Consider the following 223-nt stretch of genomic DNA (forward strand, 5'->3'; position numbering starts at 1 on the left):
TGTCGGGTGACCTGGGCTTCGCCAAGACGGGCACGGACATCGTGGCCGTGGGCTCCAACGTGACGGCTGCGCTGAGCGCCGGCACGTCCGCGTCGCTGCGCTTGAGCAACGCCAGCTTCGGTTTGCGCTCGGGTGCCGCGGGCACCACGGCGTTCGAGCTGGCCAATGGCACGCTGACGGCCACTGTCGACGGCCTGGGCAACCTCAAGGCCACGTCGGTGGT

At 70.0% G+C, this 223-nt stretch carries 1 protein-coding gene; it reads left to right on the top strand.

Features of this window, described 5'->3' with window-relative positions; genetic code table 11:
• Positions 1-223 (top strand): hypothetical protein (locus tag SM757_RS35410; RefSeq protein WP_322468929.1); only part of this gene is annotated, 223 nt, incomplete at both ends.

It is taken from the genome of Azohydromonas lata, assembly GCF_034427735.1.
GTDB classification, from domain to species: domain Bacteria; phylum Pseudomonadota; class Gammaproteobacteria; order Burkholderiales; family Burkholderiaceae_C; genus Azohydromonas; species Azohydromonas lata.